Here is a 20,561-nt window from a genome sequence, read left to right on the forward strand (position 1 = left end):
AATCACCCCATGAATAGACGTGACCTCTTCAAGATCGGCGGTCTCGCGGCGCTCGGCGCGGCGGCGGCCGCGTGCGGGAGCGGCGGCGGCAGCTCGAGCGGCGCCAAGCAGCTGCAGTTCATGTACTGGGGCTCCACCTTCGAGCAGAAGGCCGTGGAGAAGATGCTCAGGCAGTTCGAGCAGAAGAAGCCGGGCGTCAAGGTCAAGGCGCTGTTCACCCCCGACGAGTACGACGTCAAGCTCAACACCCTGGTGGCCAGCGGCCGGGTGCCGGACGTCGGCTACGTGCCGATGGCCATGTCCTTCCGCTTGGCCGAGCAGGGCAAGCTGGTCGACCTGTTCCCCTATTTGAAGAAATATCCGCAGCTGGCTGGCTATCTGCCGGATGCCTACCTCTGGTACGGCCAGGACAAGCTACACGGCGTGGCCACGGCCAACGAGGTCGAGCTGCTCTGGTACAGCAAACAGGCCATCGCCGATGCCGGCATCGCTCCCCCACCGGCCGACGCCGCCTCCGCCTGGACGTGGGACCAGATGGTGCAGAACGCCTACAAACTCACCATCGACCAGAACGGCAAGCATCCCGACGAGTCAGGCTTCGACCCCAAACAGATCAAGCAGTTCGGCATCTCCAGCAGCATCACCTACGGCGCGGCCTGGTACGGCTTCCTGCGCGGCAACGGCGGCGACTTCGCCGACGAGGCCGGCAAGCGGTGCCTGCTCGACTCGCCCGAGGCGATCAAGGTGTTCCAGAACCTCCAGGACCTCATCTACAAGCACCGGGTCATGCCCGGCCCCGGCCAGCTCGCGGCCACCGGCGACGACGTGCCCGGCACGAACATTCTCCTCAAGACCAAGCGCGTGGCCATGGTGGTCGACGGCCACTGGTCACTGCTCGACATGAACGAGAGCAAGACCGACTTCGGCCTCGGTGTGCTGCCCAAATACGCGGAACCGTTCACCGCCACCCAGGTGGCGGGCGCGTCGGCGGTGTTCGCCGGGACCAAGCACGTGGAGGAGGCCGTCGAGCTGTTCGCCTTCCACAACGACCCGCGCTACGTCGACCTGTACAAGCAGGGCCTGTGGATGCCGCAGGAGAAGAAGTACTACGAGGACCAGGCGTCCATCGACTCCTGGATCAAGAACGACCAGCACCCGCCGGAGTTCAGGACCGCGGTCGTCGACTTCGCGCGCGACCACGGCGTGCCCGTGTTCGGCAACCGGGTCAAGAACATGTCCGTGATCAGCAGCGACGTGCTCGCCCCCGCCCTGCAGGAGATCGAGTCCGGCAAGCGCCCGGCGGGTGAGATCCTCAAGGCGGTCGCGCCGAAGATCACCGGGATGCTGCAGGGCTGGCAGCACACGCAGGCGCTCTGATGCGCCGGTTCGAGACGCGGTGGGGCATCCTCATGGCGTTGCCGGCCATCCTCGGGTTCGCCATCTTCACCATCGGCCCGATGGTCGCCTCGTTCTTCTTCAGCCTGACCGACTGGCAGATCGGCGGCAGCCCGTCGTTCGTCGGCCTGGACAACTACAGCAGGATGGTGGACGACGAGCTGTTCTGGAAGTCGCTGAGCGCCACGACGTACTACACGCTCGGCGCGGTGCCGCTCACGCTGATCGTCAGCTTCGCGGTCGCCATGCTGCTCAACCAGAAGGCGCGCGGCCTGTCGCTCTGGCGGACGATCTTCTACCTGCCGACGCTGGTCCCGGCGATCGCCAACGTGGTGCTCTGGATCTGGATCTTCAATCCGGACTTCGGGCTGCTCAACTCGCTGCTGCGCCAGGCCGGGCTGCCGACCTCCCAGTGGGTCTACAGCGAGGAGATGGCGATCCCGTCGCTGATCATCATGAGCACTTGGGGCTTCGGCAACACCATGGTGATCTTCCTGGCCGGGCTGCAGGGCGTGCCGCGCCACCTGTACGAGGCGGTGTCCATCGACGGGGGCGGCCCGTTGCGCCGCTTCTGGCACGTGACGCTGCCGATGATGACGCCCACCATCTTCTACAACCTGGTGGTGGGCGTGGTCGGTACCTTCCAGGTGTTCAACCAGGCGTACGTGATGACCGAGGGCGGGCCCAACCACGCCACGCTCTTCTACGTCTACTACCTCTTCCGCAAGGCCTTCACCGAGAGCGAGATGGGCTACGCCAGCGCGCTCGCCTGGGTGCTTTTCATGATCATCATGGTGGTGACGTTCCTGATGTTCCGCAACGCCCGCCGCTGGGTCTACTACGAGATGGCAGGTGCCCGATGACCACGCTGGCGGCGCGGGAGAGGACCCGCGCGAAGGGCGTGGCGCCGACCCAGGGCCTGCGGCGGCCGCGCAGGTACGGCAGGGCGCTGCTGTACGTGGCGCTGGCCGCGGGCGCGATCCCGACGCTGCTGCCGTTCGTCTGGCTGGTGCGCAGCGCGCTGATGACCGACAGCCAGATGTTCGTCGCGCCGCCGGAGTGGATCCCGCGCCCGTTCCAGTGGTCGAACTTCGGCGAGGCGCTGACCGCCCAGCCGTTCGGCCTCTACCTGGTCAACACGGTGATCATCGCGGTGATCTGCGTGCTCGGCACGGTGTTCACCTGCTCGGTGGCCGCCTTCAGCTTCTCCCGGCTGCGGTGGAAGGGGCGCAACGTCGTCTTCGCGCTGCTGCTGACCGGCGTCATGCTGCCGTACGCGGTGACGATCATCCCGACGTTCGTCATGTGGCAGGAGCTGGGCGCGCTGAACACCTTCGTCCCGCTCACCGTGCCCGCCTGGTTCGCCGGGGCGGGCGGCGGGGTGTTCAACGTGTTCCTGCTGCGGCAGTTCTTCCTGACGATCCCCTTCGAGCTCGACGAGGCCGCCTACATCGACGGGGCGTCGCCGTGGCGGGTGTACTGGACGATCGTCATGCCGCTGTCCAAGCCGGCCATCATCGTGGTCACCATCTTCACCTTCATCGGCACGTGGAACGACTTCCTCGGCCCGCTGCTCTACCTGCAGGACGAGGAGAAGTACACGCTCTCGCTCGGGCTGGCCTCGTTCCAGAGCGTCTTCATCACGCAGTGGGGCTACCTGATGGCGGCCTCGGCGGCCGTCATCGTGCCCATCGTGGCCCTGTTCTTCTTCCTCCAGCGCTACTTCATCGAGGGAGTCACGCTCACCGGCATCAAGAACTGAAAGGTGTCACATCATGAAGCGATTAACCGTCGCGCTTCTGCTGCTGAGCTCCTTGTTCGTCGGAGTGCAGCCAGCGCACGCCCTGTCCGCCGCCCAGGTCGTCGACATGTTCGGCAGAACGGTCAACACCTACGGCGTCAAGCTGGTCGACTGGGAGGGGTACCTGGCCAACCCGTACATCCAGCTGACCGTCAAACCCCCGCAGGACGCCCAGTTCCCCGTCACGATCGACCTCAAGGCCGAGGGCACCTCCCGGCTGATGATGGACCTGCCCAGCCAGCTGACCGCGACGGGCGCCACCAAGACGCTGACGTTCGCGAACGCGTCGGAGCAGAAGACGTTCAAGCTGGAGATCGCCTCCAAGCGCGGCGCCGGCCAGGACGAGATGCACACGCTGCGGCTGGCGATCAGGGACGGCAGCGGCGCGACGTTCCAGCAGTCGATGCCGATCAGGGTCCAGCAGGACGAGAAGACCGCCCTGCAGCCGACGATCCCGATCACCTTCGACTACCGCTATGACACGGTCACCGGTTACTTCTCCGACCCGGCCTTCAGGACCGCCGCCGAGGAGGCCGTCAAGGACTGGTTCAGGTTCTTCGACGTGACGCCCTTCGACACGGTGGCGGCCGGGGCGGAGAACAACCACCTGCCGGGCAACGACTGGCAGAACGAGATCACGGTCACCAACAACGCCGCCTACAACGGCATGTACGTCTTCTTCAGGGGCATCCAGTCGCCCTACTCGACCGGCTACCCGGCCGCCAACGGCAAGTACTTCACCAGGAACGGCCAGCAGGTCGCGGGCCCGCTCCACCGCTCCACCGCGATGATCTTCGAGTACGACGAGGCGAACAAGCAGCTGTTCACCTCCCTGGCCGACGAGGACTGGTACAAGACCGACATCGCCGGCTCGGTGCTCGACGTGCACGGCCTGGTCATGCACGAGTACGGCCACGCCGTCGCCTACCACAGCGACTGGGCCGGCATGCGCTCCTACGTCAGCGGCGGCGGCAACGACCCGGACGTCGTCGACTACATGGGCTACGCCGTGCCACTCGACAGCAGCTACCACATCCCCGGCGACCAGCGTAACTGGGACCGGCTCAGCGGGCAGAGCGGCGGCTGGACGCACTACTTCCCGACCCGCAGGTGGATGCTCACCAAGCTCGCCCTGCTGGTGGCCGAGAACGCGGGCTGGAAGCTGAACCGCAACCTCACCCCGTTCCTCAAGCCCTCCATCACCACCACCTCCCTGCCGCAGGCCACGCCCGGCCAGAGCTACCAGCAGACGCTCGCCGCCAAGGGCGGAGTGCCGTTCTACGACTGGCAGGTCACGAGCGGCTCGCTGCCCGCCGGGCTCAGCCTCGACCGGTTCACCGGCGCGATCAGCGGCACGCCCACGACGGCCGGGACCTCGACATTCACCGTGCAACTGCGTGACTACGACAGCAGGAGCACGCCGGTGACCAAGTCGTTCCAGCTCCAGGTCGGCGGCGGTGGCCCCACGCCCGTCAACCTGGCCACGAGCGCGACGCCGTCCGCTTCGTACACCTCGCCCTGGGAGAGCATCGCGGCGATCAACGACGGCATCGACCCGCCGAGCTCCAACGACACCGTCAACCGGCGCTGGGGCACCTGGCCCAACACCGGCGCGCAGTGGGCCGAGCTGACCTGGCCGGCCGCGCAGACGATCCGGTCGGCGGACGTGTACTTCTTCGACGACAACGACGGCGTGCGCCTGCCGGCCTCCTGGAAGCTCCAGTACTGGAACGGCACCGCGTACGTCGACATCCCGGGCACCTACCCGACAGTGCTCAACGCCTACAACCACGTGACGTTCACCGGTGTGAACACCACCAAGCTCAGGGTCGCGCTCCAGAGCGGCCAGGCATCCGTCGGACTGCTGGAAGTGAAGGCATTCGCTTGAGAAGAAAGAGCGCTCAGTGAGAAAGATCGGCGTCGTTACCGTCCTGGCCGGGCTCGTGGGCGCGCTCTCCGTGCCCACGCCCGGCCTGGCGGCCCGCCAGGCGGCCCCGGCCCTGGACGTGTTCGACATCTTCTACCGCAACGTCAACGATCATGGCGTCCGGCTCGTGGACTGGCAGGGCTACCTGGCCAACCCGTACATCGAGCTGACCGTGCGGGCGCCGAAGGTGGCGGGCATCGCCTACCCGCTGACCGTCGACCTCAAGGCCGAGGGCACCTCCAGGCTGATGCTCAACATGCCGAGCGAGCTCACGGCGACCGGCGCGACCAAGACCTTCACGCTCACCGGCCCGGCCGACCGTGAGGTCGTCCGGCTGGCCATCCACTCCAAGCAGGGCCCCGGCCAGGACGAGCGGCACAAGTGGGTCATGAAGACCACGGACGCGACCGGCGCCACGATCACCCAGACGATGCCGATCACGGTCCAGCAGGACGAGAAGACCGCCCTGCGGCCGACGATCCCCATCGACTTCGACTACCGCTACGACACGATCACCCGCTACTTCTCCGACCCGGGCGTGCGCAAGGCCGCCGAGACGGCGGTACGGAACTGGTTCGCCTTCTTCGACCTCAAGCCGTTCGACACCGTCCCCGCCGGGGACGAGGTCAACAAGCTGCCGGGCGACGACTGGCAGAACGAGGTCGAGGCCACCAACGCCAAGCCGTACAACGGCATGTACGTCTTCTTCCGCGGCATCCAGACGCCGTACTCGACCGGCTACCCGACCATCAACGGCAAGTTCCACACCCAGAACGGCAAGCCCACCCCCTACCACCGCTCGACCAGCATGATCCTGGAGTACGACGAGCAGCTCATGAAGCTGGTCAGCTCGCTGGCCGACGAGGACTGGTACAAGACCGACCTCGGCCAGGTCATCGACGTGCACGGCCTGGTCATGCACGAGTACGGCCACGCCGTCACCTTCCACAGCGACTGGGAAGGCATGGCGAAGTACGTCGAGAGCAAGGGCAGGGACGACCAGGAGGTCATCGACTACCAGGGCTACCCGGTCCCGCTCGACACCAGCTATCACGTGCCCGGTGACGAGCCGTACTGGGACCGGCTCAGCGGCCAGAGCGGCGGCTGGCGCCACGTCTTCCCGACCCGGCAGTGGGAGCTGACCAAGCTGACGCTGCTGATCGCGGAGAACGCCGGCTGGAAGCTGAACAAGAAGCTCACCCCGTTCCTCAAGCCCTCGATCGAGACCGCCTCGGTCAAGGCCGGCAAGGCAGGCGCCGCCTACGACCAGCGGCTCCAGGCCAAGGGGGGCGTGCCCTTCTACGACTGGCAGGTCACCGGCGGCGCGCTGCCCGAAGGGCTGGCCCTCGACCGGTTCACCGGCGCGATCACCGGCAAGCCCGCCGCGGCGGGCACCTTCTCCTTCACCGTGCAGCTCAGGGACTACGACAAGCTCAGCACTCCCGTCACTCGCGACTACAAGCTCACCGTCAACGCGTAAGTAGGGCGGCGGCCTCGCGTGGCCGCCGCCCTACTTCACGGAGGATCAGCGCCCGTAGCGGCTCTTCAGGTGCCGCCACCAGTCGCGGAGCATCCAGGCGTCGAAGTCGGTGATCGAGGTCGCGCTGCCGGCCTTCATCAGGAAGCAGCACACCCCCGTCGGAGTCCAGTCGTAGAAGTCATCCAGGCCGAACGAATGGCCCATCTCGTGCAGCAGGATGTGCACATTGTCGGTGTTGAGGTTGCTCATGTAGTACTCGCTGCCGATGCGCTGACCCCAGTCACCGCCCGCGCCACCGCCGAAGCCCGCGGTGAGCCACAGCGACATGTCGTAGTGGTGGGACGCGCCACCGGGACAGTTCGGGTAATTGCCGCTCTGGTTGAAGAAGCGGCCGCACGGCTCGGCGCACTGCGGCGCGTTCTCGCGGATGTTGTTGACGTAGATGTCGACGGAGTTGTCGCTCCACTGGAGCTGGGCGCGGTCGCGCACGGCCCAGCCGACGACCTTGACCGGCACGTTGGTGTAGGGCCAGTTGTTGTGCCCGGCCATCACGTCCATCCACTTCTTGAACTGCCTGGCCAGCGTCGCGTGGATCTGGTCACGCTGGGCGGCGGTCACCGTGGCCGAGCTGTCCCAGCGCACGCAGTAGTTGATCGAGCCGCCGTTGGCCATGACCTGGTCCCAGCCGTAGTTGCGGAAGCCGTACAGGTCGGGATAGGTGCTCTCGACGTGCGCCCAGACCTCGTTGAGCGGCGTGACCAGGTTGGCGGGCGGGTTCCAGGTGCTCGGGCTGCCGCCGCCGCCCGGGTCGTTGGTGAACGCCTTGACCTCCAGCAGCCCGACCGAGCCCTGGCCGCTCTGCAGGAGTACGCGCAGCCGCGTGGTGCTCACCTGGCCGAACGTCACCTTGTTGTAGGTGTTGAGCGCCGTGGGGTAGCCGGTCGCGTTCGGCACGTCGTTGTAGGCGCTGCCGGTCCAGTACTGCAGCTTCCACGAGGCGGGGACGCGCACGCCGCCGTTGTCGTCGAAGAAGTAGACCTGGGCGACCCTGAGCGTCTGCGCCTGGGCCCAGGTCAGCTCGGCCCACTGCTGGCCGGTGTTGGGCCAGGTGCCCCAGCGGCGGTTGACGGTGTCGTTGGAGCTCGGCGGGTCGATGTTGTCGTTGATCGCCGCGACGCTCTCCCACGAGGAGGTGTACGACGCGCTCGGGGTCGCCGTCGTGGCCAGGTTGACCTCGGCGGCCACGGCGGGACCGGCGGGGACGAGGAAGAAGCCGAGTAACAGGATCGGGAGGAATGCCATGCGTTTCATCGCGGTACCTGCCATTCGAGGACGCCGGTCGAGAAGCCGGTCTTCGAGGTGACGCTCAGCCGGAGCCTGGTCGTCGAGACCGCCGTGAACGTCGTGGTGTTGAAGGTATTGGCCGCCACTCCGCAGGCCGACTGTCCGGGCACGTCCACGTACGCGCTGCCGTTCCAGTACTGGACCTTGCACGAGGCGGGCAGGTCGATGCCCTGGTCATCGTCGAACCAGTAGACGCCGACCCGGTTGACGGTCTGCGCGGACGGCCACTGGTACTCCAGCCACTCGGCGCCCTGGTGGTTCCAGTTGCCGTAGGCGCCGTGGCTGTGGTCGGCCGAGTTGGCCGGGGTGAAGCCGTCGTTGACCGCGCCGAGGGTCTCCCACGGCGAGACGTAGGAGGTGGACGCCGTCGCGCTGAGCGCCAGATTGCCGGGGTTGGCGGGACCCGTCGTCTGCACGACCTTCTGCATGGTGCCGTCGGCGTTCCAGTAGAGCTTGTCGAGCGTCACCGAGCGGCGGAAGTTGCCGCCTCCCGGGCTGCCCGCGTTGTGGTAGACCATGTACCACTGGCCTTTGAACTCGATGATCGCCGGGTGGTTGGTGGTCGAGGAGACCTGGTCGAGCACCACTCCCCGGTGTGTCCACGGTCCCAGGGGGTTGCTCGCGGTGGCGTAGCGGATGCACGCGTAGCCGGGCGCGGAGCAGGCCGAGTCGTTGGCGGAGTAGGCGAGGTAGTAGGTGCCGTTGCGCTTGAACATCCAGGGCGCCTCCCAGAAGTTCGACACGCCGCTCGGCGTGACCACGCCGCCGTCGAGGTTGATCATGTCGGGCATGAGCTTGGCGGCGCGCAGGCCGTAGTAGGAGCCCCAGTAGATGTAGGCCTGGCCGTCGTCGTCGGTGAAGACGGTCGGGTCGATGTTGAGCGGCGAGGAGTTGGGGGTGCTGTCGCTGATCAGCGGGCCGCCCTTGGCGTCGTGGAAGGGGCCGAGCGGGCTGTCGCCGACCGCCACGCCGATGTCCATCCAGCCGGCGCCGTTGCCGTTGACGGGGGCGTACCAGTAGTACTTGCCGTTGCGCGGCTCGACCTCGCCCGCCCACGCGTCGGCGCCCGCCCATGAGAAGTCTGAAAGTTTCAGCTTCGCGCCCTGGTCCGTCCAGGTCGTCGCGTCGCCGGAAGTGAAGACGTGCCAATCCCGCATGACGAAGTTCGTGCCGCCGGCGGGCGCCTCGTCGTGCCCCGTGTAGAGGTACATCGTGTCGCCGACCACCAGCGCGGCCGGATCGGCGGTATAGATGGAGGTGGTGATCGGCGCGGCGGCGGGCGCCGGGACTGCGGTGATGAGGACCAGGCCGGCGGCAGCCGCCACGGCCAGGGTCATGGATTTCAGACGTCTCATGTCAGGGCACTCCTCGTCTGAGCTAGCGATTGCTTGGTTAGCGCTAACATTTTCAATCCCGGATCTGTGCGGTCGTCGGGGCGTTGTCGAGTGTTAGCGATACCACCAAGGTCGTCAAGGCCCAATGTTTACCGCGATGGTCTTGCGGCTAATCGATAGGTTGCTATCGTTTCTTGTCAGGGTATTTCGTGAAGACCGGTCATCCTGGGGGATGTATGAGCGACATCTCAACACTGCCTCTTTACATGCGGCGGACGGAGTTCAATCCCGCCACCGAGCTGGCGGAGCTGCGGGAGAAGGAGGGGATCACCCGCGTCACCACGTCGTTCGGCATCGACGCCTGGCTGGTGACCCGCTACGCCGACACGCGTGCGGTGCTGGGCGACGCCGAGCGGTTCAGCAACGCCCGCCAGACCGTCTTCCAGCCGCCCGGCGCGACGGAGGAGGAGCTCAAGGTGCTCCGCGCCGGCAACCTGCTCTCCTTCGACCCGCCCGAGCACAGCCGGCTGCGCCGGTTCCTGACGCCGGAGTTCACCATCCGCCGGATGCGGCGGCTGGAGCCGCGGATCAAGGACATCGTCGAGGAGCACCTCGACGCCATGGAACAAGCCGGCTCACCTGTCGACCTGGTGTCATCGTTCGCCCTGCCGATCCCGTCACTGGTGATCTGCGAACTGCTCGGCGTGCCGTACGCCCACCGCGCCGACTTCCAGCGCAGGACCGGCCGGCTGCTCGACGTGTCGCTGCCCATGGACGAGCGCCTCAAGCTGCAGCAGGAGTCGCGCGCGTACATGACCGAGCTGGTCGAGGGCATCCAGGCCGACCCCGGCGAGGAACTGCTGGGCATGCTCGTACGCGAGCACGGCGACGACCTGACCACGAACGAGCTGATCGGCATCGGCAACCTCCTGCTGATCGCCGGGCACGAGACCACCTCCAACATGCTCGGCCTGGGCACGCTGGCCCTGCTCCGGCAGCCGGACCAGCTGGACCTGCTCAAGAAGGAGCCCGAGCGGATCGAGGCCACCGTGGAGGAGCTGATGCGCTGGCTCAGCATTCTCCATGCCAGCATCGGCAGGGTGTGCACCACGGAGACCGAGGTGGCCGGTCAGACGATCCAACCCGGCGACCTGGTGATGTGCTCGCTGCCCCTCGCCAACCGCGACCCCGCCTTCATGGACCAGGCCGACGAGCTGGACATCACCCGCGGCGCGCCCGGCCACCTCGCCTTCGGCCACGGCGTGCACCACTGCCTGGGCGCGCCGCTGGCCCGGATGGAGATGCGGATCGCCTTCCAGGCTCTCTTCCAGCGCTTCCCCGGACTGCGTACCGTCGCGCCCATCGCGGACTTCCGCTCCTTCCACGTCGTGTACGGGCTGGCCTCGCTCGAGGTGGCCTGGTAACGCTGCCGTGGAGTGACCGCGTGGATGCTGCTAGCGTTCGGCGTGTGCCAGAGCAGCGACGTCGTGCGGACGCACTGCGTAATTCCGACAGGATCGTCAGGGCGGCGATCACCGCCCTGCACGAGTCGGGCACGGCCGTCCCGCTGGAGGAGATCGCCCGCCGCGCCGGAGTCGGCATCGCCACCGTCTACCGGCGCTTCGGCGACCGCGACGGCGTGATCCTGGCCTGCTTCGAGACCTACTTCGCCGAGGAGATCGAGCCGGTCCTCCAGGCCGCCCGCGTGGCCGCCGATCCCCGGCAGGGGCTGGCCGACGCGCTGACGGCCGTGGTCGACACCCTGTCCGGCCACCGGGCGCTCCTGTCGGCCGCGAAGGAGGCCGGGGCGTTCACGATCGGCATCGCCGAGCGGTTCATGGGGCCGCTCGGCGACGTGCTGGCCGCCGCGCGGGAGCGCGGGCTGGTCCGTGACGACCTGCTGGTCCGCGACCTGGCGGCGATCGTGGTGATGGCGCTGGCGACGACCCTCCACTACGGGGCCGACTCCGACGACCGCGCCGACCGGCGGCGCTACCTGGCGCTCCTCCTCGACGGCACCCGCCCCTCGGCCGTGCCGCTCCCCCGGCCGTCCACCGTCGACCTCTTCGCCCGCGAGTCGACGGACCACTGCCCGCGCCGCCACCACCGCTGACGCAAGGGCCTGGCTGTGCGGTCAGGTGCTCGCGCGGATCGTCAGGCGAGGGACCAGCAGGGTCGCCGGTGGCACCGGGCGGCCCGCGAGCTTGTCCATCAGCAGCCCGACGGCCTCCCTGCCGACCTCCTCTGCCGGGATCAGCACCGAGGTGAGCCGGGCGGGCTCGGCCACGTCGTCCGGGCAGATCGCCACCACCGCGAGATCCTGCGGCACCTTGCGGCCCAGCTGCCGCAGCGAGCTCAGCACGTGGTTGACGGCCGCCTCGTTGTGCACGACCAGTCCCGACAGACCGGGCCGGGCCGCCAGGAGCCCGCTCACGGTGGCGTGGACCTCCTCGAAGCTCTCCTCGCACGGCAGTGCCGTACCGTCGAGCCCGTGCTCGGCCAGGGCGGCGGTGAAGCCTTCGAGCGTACGGCGGGCGAAGCCGGTCCCCCGCTCGTAGACCACCGCCGGCGCGCCGAGCAGGACCACCTCGTGGTGCCCGCGCTCGGCCAGGTGCGCTACACACAGCGCCCCGGCGGCGGCGAAGTCGAGGTCGACGCAGGTCACCCCGGCGGCGTCGGCGGGGAAGCCGATCAGCACGCTGGGCTCGGCGAGCCGGCGCAGCAGCGGGACTCTGGGGTCGTCGAGCTCGACGTCCATCAGCACCAGGCCGTCGACCAGCGCGCTGGCCGCGGCCCGGCGCAGCCCGTCGAGGCCCTCGTCGGCGGTCATGAGCAGCACGTCGTGGTCGAAGTGGCGGGCGGCGGTGACCACCGAGGTGGCGAAGCGCATCAGCACCGGCACGTGCATGCCGGCTCGCAGGGGCAGCACCAGCGCGATCACGTTGGCCCGCTTGCTGGCCAGCGCCCTGGCGCCGGCGTTGGGGTGGTAGCCGAGCGTCCGCACGCTGTCGAGCACCCGCCGCCGGGTGTCGGCCGAGATCGCCCGCTTTCCGCTGAGCACATAGGAGACCGTGCTCACCGCCACACCCGCGTGCCGCGCCACCTCGACGATGGTGACCGCCCGGCCGGTCGCGTGCCCGTCCTCAGCGCGCGCGTCCGCCGCTCCCCCGTCCACCGGGTGGCCGTCCGTTATGTGGCGTTCCGTCATGTGGTGGTCCGTCCGGTGCCGGCGTGGTCTCGGTCCGGGCGGCTTCGGCCCGTTCGTCCTCGGTCGGCGTGTACGGCGCCGGGCGATCGGGGGGCGGCCCGACCCGTGCCGGTCAGTTCCAGCCTGCCCAGCGTGATGCCCACGTTCTCGAACACGACATAAAGATCGTGCACCCCCGAGGCTTCCGCAAGCTCGCCCGAGGACGCCGCCGGAGCGTAGCGCCCGGCCGGGGGCACGGGGATCGCGCCCAGTGTGGGGCCGTGGAGGAGGTCGTCCAGCCGGAGCGTGACGACCCCGCCTTCGGTGCTCGCCGCCTCGATCAGGCACGACGCGGCCCCGGTGAGCTCGACGTCGCGGAACAGGATCCACGCCCCCTCGGCCTCGGAGCGCACCGCGTCGCCCGAGACCTTGGCCGCGTCGACGAAGGCGACCGCGTCGTAGGCGTCGTGGTCCGCCGCGGCCAGGGCGCCGCGCCGGGGCGGGATGGTCTCGCCCTCGACGTGGAAGGCCGCGCTCAGCCGCAGGTCGGTCGCGCTGCGGCCGACCATGAGCTGGTGCGGCGCGTCCTCGACGGCGAAGGCGCCGCGCGTCACGTCCCAGAAGGCCAGATCCCGTACGGGGAAGGTGAGCGTGACGGCCCGGCTCTCACCGGGCGCCAGCCGTACCCGCTCGAAGCCCCGCAACCGGCGCAGCGGCTGCTTGACCCGGGAACGCCGCTGGTGGGTGTAGAACTGCACGACCTCGGTGCCGGCCCGCGAGCCGGTGTTGGTGACCGTGACCGTGGCGGCGATGGTCTCCCCGTCGACCGCGACGGTGAGGCCGGAGTAGTCGAACACGGTGTAGCTGAGGCCGTGGCCGAAGGGGTACAGCGGAGTGCTCCGGTAATAGAGATAGGTGGCATCCGTGGCGATGATGTCGTAGTCGAGCAGGTCGGGCAGCTCGCTGGCCGAGCGGTACCAGGTCTGGGTGAGCCGCCCTTGCGGGTCGGCGTCGCCGAACAGCACGTCGGCCAGCGCGTGGCCGTACTCCTGGCCGCCGTGCGAGGACCACAGCACCGCGGGCACGTCCGGGTCCGACCAGGTGACGGGGTAGCCGCTGGTGATCACCATGACCGTGCGCGGGTTGGCCGCCCGCACCGCCCGGACGACGGCGTCCTGGGCGGGGGCCAGGGCCAGGTCCGTGCGGTCCTCGGTCTCGCGGCCGTTGACCAGCGGATGGTCGCCCACCACCACGACCGCCACGTCCGCGGTGGCCGCCAGCGCGGCCGCCGCCGCGGCGCCGCTCTCGACGACCTCCACCGTCAGCCACGTGGCGGCGTCGGCGTCGTCCACCAGCCGGAAGACCCCGTCGGGGGACAGGCCGATGTAGCGGCCCGTGGAGATGTGGCGCAGGACGACGGCGCCGCGAGTGCGCTGTTCCAGCCGGAAGGTCTGGCGTACCTCCCAGCCGTTCGGGCCGGGCTGGTCGTTGACCAGGACGCCGTCGTCGTCCACGGACAGGAAGCGGCCGGTCGCGACCGCGCGGAAGGCGAAGGCCCCGCCACCCCAGTCGAACAGGTCGAACCGGCCCCCCGGCGTCCCGATGCCCAGGGCCCCGCCGTCGAGCCCGGCCACCACCGGGCCCGCGTCGGCGGTCAGCGTGACGCGGTCGACGGCCTCGCAGAAGACCGTCTCGCAGCGCTCGGCCAGACCGGCGCGGGCGGTCACCTCGTACGGCAGCGTGCCGCTGTACCAGTCCTCCAGCAGGGTGTCGCCGAGCTGGCCGAGCACCGCGATCCGGCGGCAGGCGGCCGGCGCCAGGGGCAGCAGGCCGTCGTTCTTCAGCAGCACGATCGAGCGGGCGGCCGCCTCGCGGGCCAGCGCCTGGTGCTCGGGGCAGTTGACGACCGCCTCGGTGATGTCGTCGTACGGCGTGGCGGGGTCGAACTCGCCGAGCCGGAAGCGGATCGACAGCGTGTGGCGTACGGCGGTGTCGAGGTCGGCCTCGGTCAGCAGGCCGCGCTCCAGCGCCTCGCGCAGGTGGCCGAGGGTCGCTTCGGCCCGGTCGTCGTCCTGGGTGAAGCTGTCGAGCCCGGCCCGTACGGCGTGCGCGTACGCCTCGGCGGGGTCGTCGTAGTAGCCCTGCAGCCCGGTGAGGTTGCCGGGGGCGTAGGCGTCGCTGACCACGAGCAGGTCGTCCGGCGCCCAGGCCCGCAGCACCTCCCCGATCAGCGGGCTGAGGTGCGCGGGGCGGCCGTTGACCAGGTTGTAGGAGGGCATGACCGCGACGGCGGCGCCGCTCTCCAGGGCGGGCCGGTAGGCGGGCAGCTCGTACTCGTGCAGGACCCGAGGCGGCAGGTTGCTGGAGGTGACGCAGCGGTAGGTCTCGTTGTTGTAGCCGAGGAAGTGCTTGAGGGTGGGCGCGGTCCGCATCACGGGAGCGCTCCCACGAAGCCCGCGCGCGTAGGCCGTGGCCATGACGCCGGTCAGCAACGGATCTTCGGAGTAGCCCTCCTCGTTGCGGCCCCAGCGCGGATCGCGCAGCAGGTTGACCACGGGGGCCCACACGTTGCGCCCGGCGCCCGAGGGGTCCTTGTGGTGGAAGGCCAGGACCTCCTCGCCCGCCGCCTCCCCCACTCTGCGGACCAGCTCCGGGTCCCAGGTCGAGGCCAGCCCCACGGCCTGCGGGAACACCGTCGCCGGACCCAGCCAGGCCAGGCCGTGCAGGGCCTCGGTGCCGGTACGGAAGGCGCCCACGCCGAGCCGCTCAACCGGCGCCTGATACTGGTGCAGCAGCGCGAGCTTCTCGGTCACGGTCAGCCGGGCCTGCAGATCGGCGATCCGCTCGGCGAGGGGAAGGTCCGGGTCGCGGAACGGTTCGTTCATGGGGCCACCTTCTGAAAGCGTCGAAACGCTTCGACTAGCGGGGGGAGCGCACTTCGGGTCTCTGTCGAAGCGCTTCGATAGCCGGTCCAGAAAAACCCCGCCCGTTACACGAGTGTTTCGAACGGAGTTCTTCTGAAGGGTGCACGCGTGTGCGAGCGGGGTCAAGAGATTCGCGGCAATCTTCCTGAATCGATGGAGTCGAGCACCCGGGCGGCTCCGCCGAGCGCGGCCGCGTCGTAGCCGAGGGACGAGATCACCACCTGGCAGCCGCCGGCCTCCGGCGCGATGGTGCGCTCGCGCACCTCGGCCTCCACGGCGGGCAGCAGCCAGGGCGCCAGCGGCACGTAGTAGCCCCCGAGGATCACCACCTGGGGGTTGAGCAGGTTGGCCAGGATGGCCACCCCGCGGCCGAGGTCGCGGCCCACGCCGCGGAGCAGGCCCAGAGTATGCGCGTCGCCCGCGCGGGCCCGCCGGACGACCTCCTCGATCTCCAGCTCCACCTCGACCGGCGAGGGCGAGACGTGCTCCAGGACCGCGCCGATGCCGGCCACCGCTTCCAGGCAGCCGGTCCGGCCGCACCGGCACTCCGGCCCCAGCGGGTCGATCTGGATGTGGCCGATCTCGCCGCTGTAGCCGCGCCCGCCCCGGCGCAGCCGCCCGTCAAGGATCACGCCGGCGCCCACGCCCATCTCACCGGTGAGGTAGACCAGGTCGGTGACCGCCCCGTGAGGGCCGAACCGGTGCTCGGCCAGGGCGCCGAGGTTGGCGTCGTTGTCGGCCTGGATGGGGAAGCCGGGGTCGCGCAGCGCCTTGGCGAGGTCGCCGCTGACGTCGGTGTCGAGCCAGCCCAGGTTGGGCGCGACCCGTACGACGCCCTGCCCGTCGACCAGGCCCGGCACGGCCACGGTCAGGCCGAGGATCTGCTTGTCCTCCTTGGCCATGCGGTTGACCACCCGCCTGACGATCGCGGCGACGGCGGCCACCGAGCCGGGGAAGGCGCGCCGCCAGGACAGCAGCCGCTCCCCCGCCAGGTCGACAGCGACGGCCGTCACGTAGTCGACGTTGATCTCCAGCCCGATCGCCGCGTACGGCGAGCCGTCCAGCACCAGCATCGTGGCCGGCCTCCCCACGCGGTTCTCGGTCAGGCCGGTCTCCCGGACGAGCCGCCTGTCGATCAGGTCGGCGACCAGGCTCGACACGGTCGCCTTGTTCAGGCCCGTGGAGGCCGCGATGTCGGCCCGCGAGCACGGCGCGTGCTCGCGGACGAAACGCAGCACGACGGCGAGGTTGGTGGCCCGCACGTCGGCGAAGTCGGCCGGCTGCGGGTCGGTCGATGAGGTGATCAAAGTCTGTCCCGTCCGTCAGGCCGTCGCGGGTGGTCATGCCGCCGTACCAGTGTGCGCCGTCCCCCGGTGTCCCCGTGCCGTCGCCGAGAGCCGTGCGGGCCCCCGGGAACGGCGGGCAGGGAGCCGTCAGCGAATCTCATCTCACTCCCGACATCAATCTGTGACCGGTGCCACACCTTGTGGTCAGCATCGCCTCGGGTTTAGTTTGTTTGGTCATTAGACGAACTAATTCTAGCCCGTAGACCTCCCCTTCCGACACCCCCTCACCCTGCTCCGACCAACGAAGGGAGCCGTCGTGACACCGTCGATGACTCGCCGTGGATTTCTCGGCCTGGCCGGTCTGACCACCCTCGCCGCCTGCTCCGCCCCGACCGGGACCCGGCCCGGCTCGAGCGGCGCGACCGCGGCCGCCGCGGACAAGCTGACCCAGCTCACGCCGGCGTACGTCGAGTTCGCCGGCGTCAAGCCCGACCTGGCCGGCACGGTCTCCAACCTGCCGGGCGTGCCGGGCATCGCCGGCGGCTTCACCACCTACCCGGCCACCCCCACCGCGGCCCTCACCCAGAAGGCCGGCAAGGGCGGCACCTACAAGGCGATGACCCCGCTGTGGGGCCCGCCGCCGCCCGGACTGCCGGGCAACACCTACTTCCAGGCGGTCAACGCCGACATTGGCGCGACGGTCGAGTTCCAGATCGCCGACGGCAACACCTACGCCGACAAGGCGATCGCCCGGCTGGCCTCCGGCGACCTGCCCGACATCTTCGCCCTCCCGAGCTGGGAGATCGACAAGATGGCGGACTTCAACACCGCCGTGGACAAGGCGTTCGAGGACCTCACGCCGTACCTGCAGGGCGACAAGGTGAAGCCGTACCCGCTGCTGGCCAACCTGCCGACCGCCGCGTGGGAGTGGTCGGTGTGGAACGGCAAGCTGATGGCGATCCCCTACCCCACCGAGCCCTTCCCGTTCTGCCTGCTCTACCGCAAGGACCTGTTCGACAAGAACGGCTGGAACCAGAAGCCCAAGACCGCCGACGAGCTCTACCAGCTCGGCAAGACGATCACCGACGCGAAGGCCAAGCGCTGGGCGTTCGGCGACATCCACGAGATGGCCTGGCCCATCTTCGGCGTCCCGCAGGAATGGCGCTACGCCGGCGGCAAGCTGACGCACAAGTACGAGACGCCGGAGTTCGAGGAGATGCTCGCGTGGATGCGCAGGCTCTTCACCGAGGGGCTCATCCATCCGAGCGTCGCCGGCAGCAAGGGCGCCAACGAGAAGGACCTGATCGGCGCGGGCCAGATCGCCATCTACCGGGACGGCATCGGCGCCTGGAAGGAACTGCTCCAGCAGCACACCGGCAAGAACCCCGACTTCGCGCTGGGTGTCTTCCCGCTGTTCGCACATGACGGCGGCACGCCGATCATGTATCACAACAACGCGGCGGGCATGTTCACCTTCATCAAGAAGGGGCTGCCGAAGGAGAAGATGGAGGAGATCCTGTCCATCCTCAACTGGTGCGCCGCCCCGTACGGGACCAAGGAGTACGAGCTCTCCAACTTCGGGGTCAAGGGCAAGCACTTCACCCTGGACGCCAAGGGCATCCCGCAGAGCACCGACCTGGGCCGCAAGGAGGTCGCCTACACCTACGGCTTCCTGGGCGGCCGGCCCCTCTACGTGGACTGGCCCTTCCCCGAGGCGGCCAAGGCCAACATCGACTGGCAGAACGCCTCCTTCAAGTACATCGAGAAGACGCCGTTCGACGGGATCAGGATCCAGCGGCCGTCGAAGTACTCGGGCCTGCAGGTGCCCACCGAGGACAAGTTCACCGACATCATGCGCGGCCGCCGCCCGGTCAGCGACGCCAAGCAGATCGCGGCGGAGTGGCGGCGCGACGGCGGCGACGAGGCACGCGAGTTCTACATGAAGGTCCTTCGGGACAATGGCCGCGCCTGACCACATCGCGGGCGAGCGGGCCACGGACGCCGGGCCGGCGGGAGACCTGCCCTCTCCCGCCGGCTCGGGCATCACCCAGACCCGGGTCCGGATCAAGCAGGGCTCGCTGCGGGCCCGGTTCCGGCGCGACTGGCAGCTGCTGCTCATGACCGTGCCGGCGATCGGGCTGCTGCTCCTGTTCCACTACGTACCGCTGCTCGGCAACGTGATCGCCTTCCAGGACTACTCCCCCTACGTCGGCGTCAAGGACAGCCCGTGGGTGGGGATGTCGAACTTCCAGTGGCTGATGTTCGACCAGAGCTTCTGGGACGCGACGCTCAACACGCTGTCGATCACCACGTTCCAGCTGATCTTCTACTTCCCGCTGCCGATCCTGCTGGCCATCCTGCTCGACAGCGTCGTACGGCCCCGCCTGCGGCTGTTCATCCAGGGCATCGTGTACATGCCGCACTTCTTCTCCTGGGTCCTGGTCGTCACCCTGTTCCAGCAGATGTTCGGCGGCGCGGGACTGCTCGCGCAGATCCTGCGCGACCACGGCTTCGCGGGCGTGGACATCATGACAAATCCGGACACGTTTATTCTGCTGGTCACCGCCGAGACGGTCTGGAAGGACGCCGGCTGGGGGACGATCATCTTCCTCGCGGCGCTGGCCGCCATCAACCCGCACCTCTACGAGGCCGCCGCCGTGGACGGCGCCTCCCGGTGGCGGCGGCTGTGGCACATCACGCTGCCCGGCCTGCGCCCGGTGTTCGTGCTGCTGCTGATCCTGCGGCTGGGCGACGCGCTCAACGTCGGCTTCGAGCAGTTCTTCCTGCAGCGCGACGCCGTCGGCCGTGACGCCGCCGAGGTGCTCGACACGTTCATGTACTGGCGCACGCTGCTGACCGGCGAGTGGAGCTACGGCGCCGCGGCGGGCCTGGTCAAGGGCGTGGCCGGGCTGATCCTGATCCTCATAGCCAACAAGGTCGCCCACCGTTTCGGCGAGCAGGGAATCTACAAACGATCATGACTATGCCTGTCTGGGCCGAGCGGCCCACCCGGTTCGGCGCGAGCGTCAAGGGGCTGGTGCTGGCCCTCATCGTGGCGGCCGTGCTGTTCCCGATCTACATGGTCGTGCTGACCAGCCTGTCCACGCAGGAGGCGGTGTCGAAGGCGGGTGGCCTGGTCACCGTGCCGGGCGAGCTGTCCTTCGCCGCCTACGAGCAGCTGTTCGCGGGCGGGGTGGTGACCCGGTCGATCGGGGTCAGCCTCGGGGTGACCGTGGTCGGGACCCTGCTCAGCCTCACGGTCACGGTCCTGGCGGCCTACGGGCTGTCGCGGCCCGGCTCGCTGCTGCACCGGCCGATGCTGTTCCTCGTGCTGCTGACCTTCCTGTTCGGGCCGGGCATGATCCCGAGCTACCTGCTGGTCAGCTCGCTGGGGCTGATCGACTCGTACTGGGCGCTGATCCTGCCGACCGCCGTCACCGCCTTCAACCTGGTCGTCATGCGGGCCTTCTTCATGAACATCCCGGAGGAGGTCACCGACAGCGCGCGGATCGACGGGGCGAGCGAGTTCCGCATCCTGTGGCGGATCGTGCTGCCCATGTCCAAGGGCGTCACGGCGGTGATCGGGCTGTTCTACGCGGTCGGCTACTGGAACGCCTTCTTCAACGCCACCCTCTATCTCAACGACAGCACCAAGTGGCCGCTGCAGGTGGTGCTGCGGCAGTTCGTGCTTCAGGGGCAGTCGATGTTCGTCGGGCAGACGGGCGACACCGCGGTCGGCGGGCACGCGCTGCCGCCGAGCCTGGCGATCCAGATGGCCATCGTGACGCTGGCGCTGATCCCGGTGCTGGTGATCTACCCGTTCGTGCAGAAGCACTTCACGAAGGGCGTCATCATCGGCGCCGTCAAGGGCTGACCGAGAGAG

General features: G+C 68.9%; 15 protein-coding genes. 10 read left to right on the plus strand and 5 right to left on the minus strand.

The window, feature by feature from the left end; genetic code table 11:
• Positions 1-9: 9 nt before the first annotated feature.
• The 5 genes from AB0B64_RS40020 to AB0B64_RS40040 are packed head-to-tail and all read left to right on the plus strand — an operon-like array spanning position 10 to position 6,603.
• Positions 10-1,377, plus strand: a complete 1,368-nt coding sequence (locus tag AB0B64_RS40020; protein WP_358184485.1) for an extracellular solute-binding protein — start codon at positions 10-12, stop codon at positions 1,375-1,377.
• On the plus strand, positions 1,377-2,258 hold the full coding sequence (locus tag AB0B64_RS40025; RefSeq protein WP_358184488.1) for a sugar ABC transporter permease: 882 nt from the start codon (positions 1,377-1,379) through the stop codon (positions 2,256-2,258). Before AB0B64_RS40020 ends, AB0B64_RS40025 begins: the two co-directional genes overlap by 1 nt.
• Positions 2,255-3,157, plus strand: coding sequence for a carbohydrate ABC transporter permease (locus tag AB0B64_RS40030; RefSeq protein ID WP_357952781.1), 903 nt, complete (start codon positions 2,255-2,257; stop codon positions 3,155-3,157). The genes AB0B64_RS40025 and AB0B64_RS40030 overlap by 4 nt, the downstream gene beginning before the upstream one ends.
• 13 nt (positions 3,158-3,170) lie before the next feature.
• Entirely contained in the window at positions 3,171-5,084 is a 1,914-nt protein-coding gene (locus AB0B64_RS40035) for an Ig domain-containing protein (protein WP_358184491.1), read from the plus strand.
• 16 nt (positions 5,085-5,100) lie between these two features.
• Positions 5,101-6,603, plus strand: a complete 1,503-nt coding sequence (locus AB0B64_RS40040) for an Ig domain-containing protein (RefSeq protein ID WP_358184494.1) — start codon at positions 5,101-5,103, stop codon at positions 6,601-6,603.
• 45 nt (positions 6,604-6,648) lie between these two features.
• Here AB0B64_RS40040 and AB0B64_RS40045 read toward each other — a convergent pair whose 3' ends face one another.
• Positions 6,649-7,914 (minus strand): hypothetical protein, encoded by a 1,266-nt coding sequence (locus AB0B64_RS40045; protein WP_357952778.1) that lies wholly within the window; start codon positions 7,912-7,914, stop codon positions 6,649-6,651.
• Positions 7,911-9,302: a glycoside hydrolase family 43 protein gene (locus AB0B64_RS40050; RefSeq protein WP_358184497.1), complete on the minus strand. Its 1,392-nt coding sequence runs from the start codon at positions 9,300-9,302 to the stop codon at positions 7,911-7,913. Before AB0B64_RS40050 ends, AB0B64_RS40045 begins: the two co-directional genes overlap by 4 nt.
• Before the next feature lie 215 nt (positions 9,303-9,517).
• Here AB0B64_RS40050 and AB0B64_RS40055 point away from each other — a divergent pair, with 215 nt between their 5' ends.
• A complete protein-coding gene (locus AB0B64_RS40055) occupies positions 9,518-10,705 on the plus strand; it encodes a cytochrome P450 (protein ID WP_357952776.1) in 1,188 nt (395 codons plus the stop codon).
• A gap of 44 nt (positions 10,706-10,749) precedes the next feature.
• Complete coding sequence (locus tag AB0B64_RS40060; RefSeq protein WP_358184500.1) at positions 10,750-11,394, plus strand: TetR/AcrR family transcriptional regulator; 645 nt, start codon at positions 10,750-10,752, stop codon at positions 11,392-11,394.
• Between the two features lie 21 nt (positions 11,395-11,415).
• Here the strand turns inward: AB0B64_RS40060 and AB0B64_RS40065 are convergent, their stop codons facing one another.
• The 3 genes from AB0B64_RS40065 to AB0B64_RS40075 form a co-directional block, all read right to left on the minus strand.
• Positions 11,416-12,489, minus strand: a complete 1,074-nt coding sequence (locus AB0B64_RS40065; protein ID WP_357952774.1) for a LacI family DNA-binding transcriptional regulator — start codon at positions 12,487-12,489, stop codon at positions 11,416-11,418.
• Positions 12,486-15,353: a glycoside hydrolase family 3 C-terminal domain-containing protein gene (locus tag AB0B64_RS40070; protein WP_357952773.1), complete on the minus strand. Its 2,868-nt coding sequence runs from the start codon at positions 15,351-15,353 to the stop codon at positions 12,486-12,488. Before AB0B64_RS40070 ends, AB0B64_RS40065 begins: the two co-directional genes overlap by 4 nt.
• Positions 15,354-15,514: 161 nt before the next feature.
• Positions 15,515-16,699, minus strand: coding sequence for an ROK family transcriptional regulator (locus AB0B64_RS40075; RefSeq protein ID WP_357952772.1), 1,185 nt, complete (start codon positions 16,697-16,699; stop codon positions 15,515-15,517).
• A 295-nt stretch (positions 16,700-16,994) separates the two neighbouring features.
• Between AB0B64_RS40075 and AB0B64_RS40080 the strand changes: the two genes are divergently transcribed.
• From AB0B64_RS40080 to AB0B64_RS40090, 3 genes are read left to right on the plus strand one after another with little or no spacing between them, the layout of a single operon-like run.
• Complete coding sequence (locus tag AB0B64_RS40080) at positions 16,995-18,650, plus strand: extracellular solute-binding protein (RefSeq protein WP_357952771.1); 1,656 nt, start codon at positions 16,995-16,997, stop codon at positions 18,648-18,650.
• A complete protein-coding gene (locus AB0B64_RS40085; RefSeq protein ID WP_357952770.1) occupies positions 18,637-19,659 on the plus strand; it encodes an ABC transporter permease subunit in 1,023 nt (340 codons plus the stop codon). Before AB0B64_RS40080 ends, AB0B64_RS40085 begins: the two co-directional genes overlap by 14 nt.
• Positions 19,656-20,552, plus strand: a complete 897-nt coding sequence (locus tag AB0B64_RS40090) for a carbohydrate ABC transporter permease (RefSeq protein WP_358184503.1) — start codon at positions 19,656-19,658, stop codon at positions 20,550-20,552. The genes AB0B64_RS40085 and AB0B64_RS40090 overlap by 4 nt, the downstream gene beginning before the upstream one ends.
• The last annotated feature ends 9 nt before the right edge of the window (positions 20,553-20,561 follow it).

Origin of the sequence: Nonomuraea sp. NPDC049129 (genome assembly GCF_040648495.1) — a bacterium.
Taxonomy (GTDB): domain Bacteria; phylum Actinomycetota; class Actinomycetes; order Streptosporangiales; family Streptosporangiaceae; genus Nonomuraea.